Genomic DNA, 9,723 nt, shown 5'->3' on the forward strand with positions numbered 1-9,723 from the left:
ACCGCGGCTCGCCCGCCGCTGCGAGGGTCGAGCGCGGCATAGCGGGAGTTGCCGTCGACCGTGGCGGCCAGATACTTGGTCCTGCCCTCCAGACTGACCCGGAGGACCGCCGCATCCGCCCGTCCCGGCCCCATCACCGTACCGATTCCGACCATCCAGTCATACTGGCGCCAGACCCATTCCTTGGAAGCCAGCGAGGGAAGACCCGCGAGGGTCGTCCAGGGCGACCGGCACTCGGCGAGCGTAAGTGGTGGCTTGGCGGGGAGAGCTTGGGAAGAAGCGGTCGCAATCTTCGCCTCCCGCTCGTAGACCGGAGCGTCCTCCGTGAGAAGCCGCGCGGGGAGATCCACGGCCACCTTCCCGTTCTTCCGGTAGCGGAGCAGGCCGCCCTCGCTCACGTGCCCAATCTGCCGCAGCGGCACGCCCCACTTGGCGAAGACCGTTTCGGCCTCCGCTTCTCTTCCTTTTTGAAGGATCAGCAGCATCCTTTCCTGTGACTCCGAAAGAAGGATATCCGCCGCATCCATCCCCCGCTCTCGAAGCGGCACCTGATCCAAGTCGATCTCCATGCCCGCTTCCCCTCGCGCTGCCGTTTCACTCGTCGAGCAGCCGATCCCCGCCGCTCCCATATCCTGCACGCCGATCACCACGCCCTTTTGGGCAAAAAGCTCCAGGCAAGCCTCCATCAGGATCTTGCCCATGAACGGATCGCCGACCTGGACCGCCGGCCGATCCTCTCGTGCGTCGGCCCCGAGCAGCCGCGAAGCGAAAGCCGCCCCCTTGAGTCCATCTCTCCCTGTCAGTGAACCCGCCACGAAGACCGGGTTTCCCACCCCCGCGGCGGCTCCCTTTTGAAGGTGATCGTGGCGAACGACTCCCGCGCAAAAGACATTGACCAGCGGATTGCCATCGTAGGAGGAGTCGAACGCCAGCTCTCCACCGACCGTCGGGATCCCCACGCAGTTTCCGTAATGGGCGATGCCGCCGACGATCCCCCGCAAGAGGCGTCGATTGTTCCGCGCCGCCGACGATCCCCCGCGGATCTCTCCCAGGCGCAAGGAGTCCAAGAAACAGATGGGCCGGGCTCCCATCGTGTAGATATCCCGCAGGATCCCGCCTACACCCGTGGCCGCTCCCTGAAACGGCTCCACCGCACTCGGGTGATTATGGGACTCGATCTTGAAGACGACCGCCCAGCCGTCGCCGATGTCGAGGGCTCCCGCATTCTCCTCCCCAGCCTGGATCAGAACCCCGGGACCTTGTGTGGGCAACTTTCGCAGTTCCCGCTTCGAATTCTTGTAACAGCAATGCTCGCTCCAGAGGACCGAAAAGAGGGCGAGCTCCGTCTCATTCGGCGGGCGCCCAAGGGCCTCCTCGACCCGCAAGATCTCCTCCGGCAAAAGGCCGGTCTTTTGCGCCAGACTCTGTCTCTCCGCTTCGTTCGTCATTTCGGATCCTCGCTCCCCAACCGTCGTTCTCCTCGAAGGAAGGTCGCCAAAAGACGCGGCTCCGGCTCGTCCGCCAGCAAGCAAAAGCTCGCTTCCGCCCCCTCCTCCAAGCCGTGGCGGAGCGAGAGCCAGTGCGCAGGCCTCACCGAGAACGCCTCCCAACATTCCCCCCACGGCCGGCCGAGCAACGCAGCGGCTCGGAAGACCGCGGCGAACGGAGTCAAGGTCGAGCCCGCCAGCCTGCCGGAGGCCGCATCGACGGCTCTTCCCGCTTCGTCCACATCGATCTTTCGATCCCCCAGCCGATAAGACCCCGGCCTCATCCCCGCCGCGGCAATGGCGTCGGTGATCAGGATGAGTCGGTCCCCCAAGGATCGCGCCACCGCCCGAAGCGCATGCGGCGGCAGATGAATGCCGTCGGGGATCACGCTCGCGTAGGGCAAATCCGACCCGAGGGCATGAACGAGCGGGTTTTCCCACTTGGGAAGCAGGTGGGGCAACCCATTGCCGAGGTGAGTCCAAAGGGAAGCTCCCGCTTCGATCGCCTGCGCAAGCCTGTTTCCCATCGCCCCCGAATGGCCGATGGCCACCCGGATTCCGCTGTCCACGGCGGCCCGGACCAGATCGAGCCCTCGCTCGGAAGCCTCCGGGGCCACGGTCATCATGCGGCAGCCACCGCCACAGGCCTTCTGCGCCCAGGCAAGCCAGGCCGGATCGGCGGGCAGAATCCACTTCGGGTTATGAACGCCGGCATACCCCTCTTCGGGTCGCAGGAACGGCCCTTCCAGATGAAAACCCAAGCAATTGATCGGCTCCTCCGCCCAATGCTCCTGCAAGGCCGGAAGGAGTTCCCGGTAGGAATCCTCCGGACGGGTGATCACGGTCGCCAAAAAGTGCGTGCAGCCGTGCGCGAGCAGGCTCCGGCAGAGCCGCTTCCATTCGTCTCGACCGATCGGGCTTCCGTTGAGATCGACTCCCCCAAGCCCGTTGACCTGGAGATCGACCAGCCCCGGGGCGATCCAGGGAAGACTTCCCCTCTCGCGGCGCACGGGTTCAATCCGCCGATAAAAAGGCGGCTCCAACTCCACGGCCAGAGTTTCCCCCGTCCGATAATGGCGAGCCTCGACAACGACCACGGAACGCGACACCTTCGCGTATTCGTTGTATGCTGACGACTGCGGATTGGCAATCGAGGAGGAACGACCGACTCCTCCATAGGAGGCAGAAGCGTTGAGCGACAGAGGGCAGGGAGACCCGGCGGCACCCGCGGTTTTTTTAAGAACCTACGGCTGCCAGATGAACGTCCGGGATTCCGAAGCCGTGCTCCATCGCTTTGTCACCCAAGGCTACCGGATCGCCCGCTCGGAAGCCGAAGCCGACGTGATCCTGCTCAACACCTGCTCGGTGCGCGACCTGGCGGAAGAAAAAGCCTGCGGAAAGATGGCCTCTTTACACGCGCGCAAGCGCGAAAACCCCAACCTGGTTTTAGGCTTCCTCGGCTGCATGGCCCAGCGTCGAGGCGGCGACCTCCTGCACGAGTTCCCCGAGGTCGATCTCGTCCTGGGCACCCAGAAGCTCCATGAGGCCCTGACCCAGGTCGAACGAATTCGGGCCGCCCGTGCCGCTTCCTTGGCCGGCTCCCCTTCCGCGCCGCTCCGGGTCCTGGAGGTCGAGGCCGAGCCAGGTTCGCAAAACCAGATTCGTGAGCATCTCCCCTCCTCCCGGAAGGCCTCGGCTTTCGTCTCGATCATGCAGGGCTGCAACATGCGCTGCGCCTTCTGCATCGTCCCGGTCACTCGCGGGCCCGAGCGAGCGCGACCGATGGACGAGATTGTCGACGAGGTCCAGAAGCTCGCCGACCAAGGGACCCGGGAAGTGACGCTTCTTGGGCAAATCGTCAACCTCTATGGCCGCCGAGAACTCCCCACCCTCCACGGCCGCTCCCCCTTCGTCCAGCTTCTGGAGAAAGTCTGCTCGATTCCCGGCATCGCCCGCGTCCGCTTTACTTCCCCGCACCCCATCGGCTTCCGCGACGACCTGATCGGCGCCCTGCGCGACCTTCCCCCCCTCTGCGAGCATATCCACCTGCCCGCACAATCCGGCAGCGACAGGATCCTGCGGGCCATGGGGAGGGGTTATTCCCGCTCCCGGTACCTCGAGCTCGTCGATCGGATTCGGGCTGCGGTGCCCGGGGCCACCCTTACGACCGACTTGATCGTCGGCTTCCCGGGAGAGGAAGAAGCGGATTTTGCCCAGACCCGGTCCCTCGTCGAGACCGTCCAATTCGACCAGGCGTTCCTCTTCCGCTACTCGCCGCGTCCCGGAACCAGTGCCGCCGCCCGCTCCGACTCGATCCGAGAGGAAGAGAAGCTCCGCCGCCACCACGAGCTACTCGCTCTCCAAGACGCCGTCGCCCGGCAGAAGGCAACGCAGCTCCTCGGACAAGAAGTGGAAATCCTCATCGAAGGCGAAAGCCGCAAGTCGCCTCACCGCTTTCAGGGCAGGACGCGCGGCAATCACCTGGTTCTGGTTCGCGCCGAAGAGCGCTGGCGGGGGGAACTCCTCCCCGTCCGGATCGTCGAGACCACCGGCTTTACCTTTTATGCGGAGCCGGTTCTCGCCGAGGAGACCGAGGAACGATCGCCCGGCGTCCCTACTCCTCCGGCACCCGCCCGATAAAATCATACCAGGCGGCCAAAAGAGCGGCGATCACCGTCGGGCCGAGGAAAAGCCCCAAGAGGCCAAAGCTCGTGATCCCTCCCAGGGTGCCCAGCAGCACCCAGAAAAACGGGAGATGGGCGGCACCCCCGATCAGCCCCGGCCGAATGAAGTGGTCGGCGACAAACAGCACAAGGCTGCCGAAGAGGAAAAGCGCGATGGCGAAGAGCAGGTTCCCTTGGGCATAGAGCATGATGCTGACTCCCCCGAAGACCAGCGGCGCCAGAAAGGGAATCATCGCCAAAATCCCGGTCAAGCCCCCGAGGGTGACGGGATCGGCAATCCCCACGATCGCATAGGCGACTCCGAGCAAGATCCCCTCCCCGATGCTCACCAGGACCAGGCCGTTCACCGTCGCGCGAATCGCCGAGACACAGTGGCGGGAATATTCGACCCCGATTTCCCCCACGAGCCGGCGGGCGAACCGGAAGACCTGTTTCCCCAAGGCTTCGCCGTCGCGGTAGAGAAAAAAGAGCGTGAGCAGGGTGAACGCGAGCACCTCCGCCCGCCGCAACATCTGCACGCCGACCGTCCGTGTCCAGCGGAGAACGAAAGCCGGGTCCAAGTGTCCGAGCGTGGTCTCGGCCGCCCCGGGACTTCCCAAGGAAGAATTCCATGTGGAGAACAACCAGTTCCCTACCGCCGGGATATGGTTGACCCACTCCGGGGCGGGCAGACCCGATTTCTGAATCGCCGCCAGCCAGCGCGTCAGCACCCGAGCCTCTTCCCCCAGCTTGATCGCCGCGTAGGTCAGGGGGCCGATCAAGGCGACGCCGATGACCAGGGTAAAGAGGATTGGCAGGACGATCCCCTGCATCCAGTGCGGCGCGCGCGACCGGAGCCAGCGGTAGAGGGGCCACGAAGCAACGGCGATCACCAGCGCCCAAGTCATGGAGACGAGGAAGCCTTGGATCGTCCAGAACCCCAGCGCCACCAGGCAGAGAGCTAAAACCACCCGCGTATTGGCCTGGAACCCTCCGTTCTGCTCCTCCTCCGGCCCAGCCGCGACCGATCCAGCCTTTGAAACCGCCATGCTCGTCGCAGCTTATCCTTCCCGCGGAAAAGCGCTACCGCTTTTTCTTGGGCCTTGCCCCAGGACTACTCCGCTCCGCGCCGCTTGAGCAGAATCTCCGCCGGCCAAGCCGCCGGGGAGAGGCGCAGCAGATAGAGCACGGTCTCTGCAATATCTTCCGGCTGAAGATAATCAGCTCCCGACACCCCCGTCATCGGCGTGGCGACCAGGGCCGGACAGATCGCGACGGCCTTCACCCCGTGTTCCCTCCCCTCGTCCGCCAAGGCACGGGTGAGCCCGACGATCCCGAACTTCGTGGCGCTGTAGCCCCCGGTCTCCGCCCAGGCCTCGACTCCGGCGAGCGAGGAGACATTGCAGATCAGACCTCCCCCGACAGACGCGATCCTCGGAAAGGCGGCGCGGCTGCACCAGAAAGTGCCGAAAAGGTTCGTGTCGATCATCTCGCGAAAATCGGCCGTCGAAAGAGAGGCGACCGGGCCGAAGCGCCCGATGCCCGCACTGTTCACCAAGATGTCGATCCTCCCACGCCAAGCAGCGGCTCGTTCGATCAAGCGCTCGCACTCCTCTTCGCGCCGAACGTCGGTCGGGATCGCACTCCCCTCTCCTCCCTTCTCCCGGCAGAGGCGCGCCACCTCTTCACACGGCTCCGGACGCCTTGCGGCGACCGCCACCGAGGCTCCCTCTGCGGCCAACGCCAGCGCCACGGCCCTGCCGATGCCGCTATTTCCACCGGTGACGACCGCAACCCGACCCTCCAAGAAACCCTTAGCCATCCGCCTTCCTCCTTACCCTGCCCTTCCGATCCGGATCACCTCACGCTCCGTGACCAACAGGTCCATCCGCTCGTCGTGCCCTTCGGCGGCTACCCGTGACAACTCCTGCCAGGAAAAGAAGAGCCCGACTCGAAGAAGACCAGACCCGATCTCCGCCAAAGTCCGATCGTAATACCCGCTTCCCCGCCCCAGCCGCATCCCGCCCTGGTCAAACCCGAGCCCGGGGATCAGGATAAGATCCGCCTCGAGCTTCCGCTCCTTCCTTTCCGGCGAAGGTTCTCGAAACCGCAGAGGCCCAGGATGCAGCGACTCCAACGTCTCGACCTCGGCAAACCCGAGGCTCCGATCTTTGCCGCGAACAAAAGGATAAAAGACCCGCTTATCCTCCGCGCGCGCCCGCCAAAAAAGAAGATCGGTATCCGGCTCGCCGGGCAGCGAGGCGTAGAGCAGAACCCCTTTGGCGCCTTGCCATTCCGGGAGGAGGGCAAGCCGCTCTGCCAAGCACCGGCTGGCCTCCGTCCGCTCGGCCTCGCCATAAGCGGAGAGCCGCTGGCGAAGCAAGCGGCGCTGTCCCGCCTTGTCCTGGGCCAAAGCACCGACCATAGCTCATCCGAATCCCGATTCCGGACTCGACGCAAGGGGAAATCGATCTGCCGCGATCCAAAAAGCGCAATTATTCAAAACAGAGCGGGCGCGGACCGAAGCTGCCCTCCCTATTCGTGAAGCCGATGCAAGGGAAAGAAGGAAAGCCATTTCGTGAGCAGGCTCTTTTCCGGGGATTCTCCCTTACGCAAAGCCTCAGGCGGTTCTGATGGCGCACCATTCTTCGCCCCCTTTTTCTGTCCCCTCTTCCGCCGTACTCCCGATTTCTTCATCCTCTCCTCTTTTTTTGCACCATTGCTATAATTTGTCATTTTAGCCGCTTTTCCGATTCGTTGTCAAAATCCGCAGCCGAAATTCCGCAGGTCGCTCCGGTAGGTTTTTCTCGCCATCCTGGCTACGGCATTTCCCTGATCGGGAGGAGGGATCCCGAACGCCCCCAGCCGTTTGACATCTCCCGGCTGCCCGCCTAGGATCCATTCATCCCTGCGCCGGCTTAGCTCAGGGGCAGAGCAGCAGTTTTGTAAACTGCGGGTCGTGGGTTCGAACCCCACAGCCGGCTCCCAGATATAAAGACGCCATCCTTCCTGGTAGAAGCCTTAGGGAAGCTTCCTTCGTTAAGAACGGATGTATAACGATAGATACCCAAAAAAAGGGGTAGAAGCGTATTGATTCCGCCAATAAACCGACAATAACAGGAGGGGGTGGTTGGTACAGGACGCCGGATCGGGGGTAGGGTATTCTTAATGTATTCTTAATATATTAGCTAGAGAAGAAGAAGAAAGGATTAGGCTGCGACACATCCGACACGTCTGCCCCTATACTTTACACCCCCCCTAAATTCCGCCACAACCGCCACAATGTTTATACTCAACGGTTTATGAAGCGCCACAAGCCCCGCCACAAATCCGCCACGTCGTCACGGATTTCGCCACGCGGGACAGGCAGCGGTTGTCCTTTCGATTTCAGGACTACATTCGGACTACAGCCTGCCGGTCGCGGAAGCTTCGGTAACGGTCGGCGGGGCGGCTCAACACCCCGTCCGGGATGGGATGATCTCGGATGCACTTCGCACAAGCGGCGGCTCTCACCCCTTGCGAGCGCAAGCGAGCCTGGAATGTCCAGAGGAGGGAAGGCTGCCCCCAGGGGCGAAAGGCTTACTGATAAGCCGCAATCAGGTCTCCGGCCCCTCCGCCCGCCACAGGCGCAGCGCGTTCTCGCGCAGGTGAATGGGGCGCGGGGCTGGTGGAAGGGAAGTGCCCCTCGTCCTCCCGCCGCCCAAAAACTTTTCACCCCCGGTCAACCAGAAGTAGGTAAGCACTTGCTTACAAGGTTTGTCGCCAAAGCCCGCCCCTTGTCATAGACTTAGTCCATGCGCTTGGTCATGTCGTCCACCGCAAAGGCCATCTACGGACAGCTTGGCGCCGCTGCCGGAAGCCCCTACAAGGCTCTGCTTCGGGTCGTCGATGATTCGAAGTTTGGTTTCATTTCCATCGAGCCCGTTGACGCCGGGATGTCCACCGAGCATTCGGACGAGATCCGCTCAAAGCTCTCCGGACATGGCATCCCCAAGGGCATGCTTACCTCGCGCTCTATCGACGCATGGCTCTTGCTCTACGGGAAGCAGGCTGTCGTTGATTTGCGCGAGAAAGCTCTCCGCAAGGCTCAAGAATTTGAACCACGGCTTTGCTCGGACAGGTACCAGGGCGATGAGGAAGCCCGGAGGATCGTAAGGCGACACGCTCTGGGTATTGCCCGGAACGCCGGACGCAAGCGAAAGCGGCAGACCGAGCGGCGGAATGCGATGGCCGAGGCTGTTGACGATACGTTGAACGGCCGTTCGCTCCCGTAGTGCAGGCTTCCCAAGAATGAGACGTAGTAAGCTGGAGAATCGAAGGATGCTTCGGACTCGGATGCGACGGCGGGCTGAAGCCGATGCCAAGGTCGCCGGAGACGGGTCGGCCTAATCTCTACCAACACTATAGAGTATCAACCATCGCGTTATGTTAAATCGTCCGGGGGTTTCGCGCGGCAGCGATGGGGTCTCGGGCCGTGAGAATCACGTCGCCACTCTTCTCTCCACCCCCCCCAAAAAAATTTCCGCTCGCGTTTTGGGGGCTGGTTTGGCTCGTGGTGAGAAGGCATTATCACGGAACCGCAATCTCTCCGTCCCTGCCCGGCGGGCTTCAGGGGCGCAGCAATTTGGGGCGTGACGCGAAAGAAAAGCGAGTGCGCCCCTCTCGTAAGGCAACCCGTAATGACGAATGGAGCTTTGCAGTAGCACCCCAACCAGGCAGAATCCGGCGCACGCGAACGATCGGGTAGGGGAGGAAAGCGATGAAGCACGCGCTCTGGCCAATCTGCGGGGTACTGTTGCTACTCTCCGCCGCGCGGGTCAGAGCCGAGAGCGCAACCCAAGTGTTCGAGCGGGTCTCTCCCAGCGTGGTGGTGGTACTGAGCCTCGATGCCGGCGGCAATCCGTCAGCGCAGGGCAGCGGGGTGGCGATCGCACCCGGCGTAGTGGCGACCAACTACCACGTCATCCGGGACGGCGCGAGCTGCAGGGTGCGCTACCACGGCCAGGACTACCCTGCGCGGCTCCTCAACAGCGACTGGCAGCGCGACGTGTGCAGCCTTGAGGTTCCGGGTCTGCCCGCGCCCCCTGTGGTGCTCGGCGACACCGCATCGCTCAAGGTCGGCGCCACGGTTTACGCCGTAGGCGCGCCGGAGGGCTTGGAACTCACGTTGTCGCAAGGCATCGTCTCTAGCCTGCGTGACCTAGAAGGTGGCCGCTACATCCAGACCACTGCGGCGATCTCGCATGGCTCCAGCGGAGGCGGCCTCTTCGACGATCAAGGGCGCCTGCTTGGCCTGACCAGCTTCTACATGGGAGGCGGCCAGCAACTCAACTTCGCGTTGCCGGTGGAATGGATCGCGACGCTGCCGCAACGTCCGGTTCGGTTGCCGGCGCAGGGACTAAGCGAGGTAGATTGGCTCAATCGCTGCATTGAGTTGGAGGCCCAGGATGACTGGCCCGGCCTTTTGGCGGTTTGCCAAGGCTGGGTGAAGCGGCAACCGGACAGTGCATGGGCTTGGGCTGGTTTGGGCGAAGCTTACGGACGCACCGATCAGTATTCTCAGGCGATTCAGG

The 9,723-nt window shown here is 63.1% G+C and carries 8 protein-coding genes and 1 tRNA gene; 4 read left to right on the plus strand and 5 right to left on the minus strand.

The features are described from left to right. Both purL and MAMT_RS04850 read right to left on the minus strand, forming a co-directional pair. A partial coding sequence (purL, locus tag MAMT_RS04845; protein ID WP_142659882.1) for a phosphoribosylformylglycinamidine synthase subunit PurL occupies positions 1 to 1,448 on the minus strand: 1,448 nt, incomplete at its 3' end. Beyond that, a complete protein-coding gene (locus tag MAMT_RS04850; protein ID WP_142659883.1) occupies positions 1,445 to 2,596 on the minus strand; it encodes an N-acetylglucosamine-6-phosphate deacetylase in 1,152 nt (383 codons plus the stop codon). The genes purL and MAMT_RS04850, both read right to left, overlap by 4 nt. Positions 2,597 to 2,678: 82 nt before the next feature. Between MAMT_RS04850 and miaB the strand changes: the two genes are divergently transcribed. Next, positions 2,679 to 4,127, plus strand: a complete 1,449-nt coding sequence (gene miaB / locus MAMT_RS04855) for a tRNA (N6-isopentenyl adenosine(37)-C2)-methylthiotransferase MiaB (protein ID WP_246186533.1) — start codon at positions 2,679 to 2,681, stop codon at positions 4,125 to 4,127. Here miaB and MAMT_RS04860 read toward each other — a convergent pair. The 3 genes from MAMT_RS04860 to MAMT_RS04870 form a co-directional block, all read right to left on the minus strand. Further along, positions 4,102 to 5,199 (minus strand): AI-2E family transporter, encoded by a 1,098-nt coding sequence (locus MAMT_RS04860; RefSeq protein ID WP_142659884.1) that lies wholly within the window; start codon positions 5,197 to 5,199, stop codon positions 4,102 to 4,104. The genes miaB and MAMT_RS04860 overlap by 26 nt on opposite strands. Positions 5,200 to 5,264: 65 nt before the next feature. After that, the gene (locus MAMT_RS04865; protein WP_142659885.1) at positions 5,265 to 5,972 is read right to left on the minus strand and encodes an SDR family oxidoreductase; all 708 of its coding nucleotides are present in this window, start codon (positions 5,970 to 5,972) and stop codon (positions 5,265 to 5,267) included. Positions 5,973 to 5,984: 12 nt separating this feature from the next. Further along, positions 5,985 to 6,575, minus strand: coding sequence for a 5-formyltetrahydrofolate cyclo-ligase (locus MAMT_RS04870; protein ID WP_142659886.1), 591 nt, complete (start codon positions 6,573 to 6,575; stop codon positions 5,985 to 5,987). Between the two features lie 487 nt (positions 6,576 to 7,062). Between MAMT_RS04870 and MAMT_RS04875 the strand changes: the two genes are divergently transcribed. The 3 genes from MAMT_RS04875 to MAMT_RS04885 all read left to right on the plus strand — a co-directional run. Beyond that, positions 7,063 to 7,134: transfer RNA gene (locus tag MAMT_RS04875), tRNA-Thr, on the plus strand. A gap of 822 nt (positions 7,135 to 7,956) precedes the next feature. Continuing rightward, complete coding sequence (locus MAMT_RS04880; RefSeq protein ID WP_246186534.1) at positions 7,957 to 8,424, plus strand: hypothetical protein; 468 nt, start codon at positions 7,957 to 7,959, stop codon at positions 8,422 to 8,424. 485 nt (positions 8,425 to 8,909) lie between these two features. Next, a partial coding sequence (locus MAMT_RS04885; protein WP_142659888.1) for a S1 family peptidase occupies positions 8,910 to 9,723 on the plus strand: 814 nt, incomplete at its 3' end.

This window comes from Methylacidimicrobium tartarophylax, from assembly GCF_902143375.2.
Classification (GTDB): domain Bacteria; phylum Verrucomicrobiota; class Verrucomicrobiia; order Methylacidiphilales; family Methylacidiphilaceae; genus Methylacidimicrobium; species Methylacidimicrobium tartarophylax.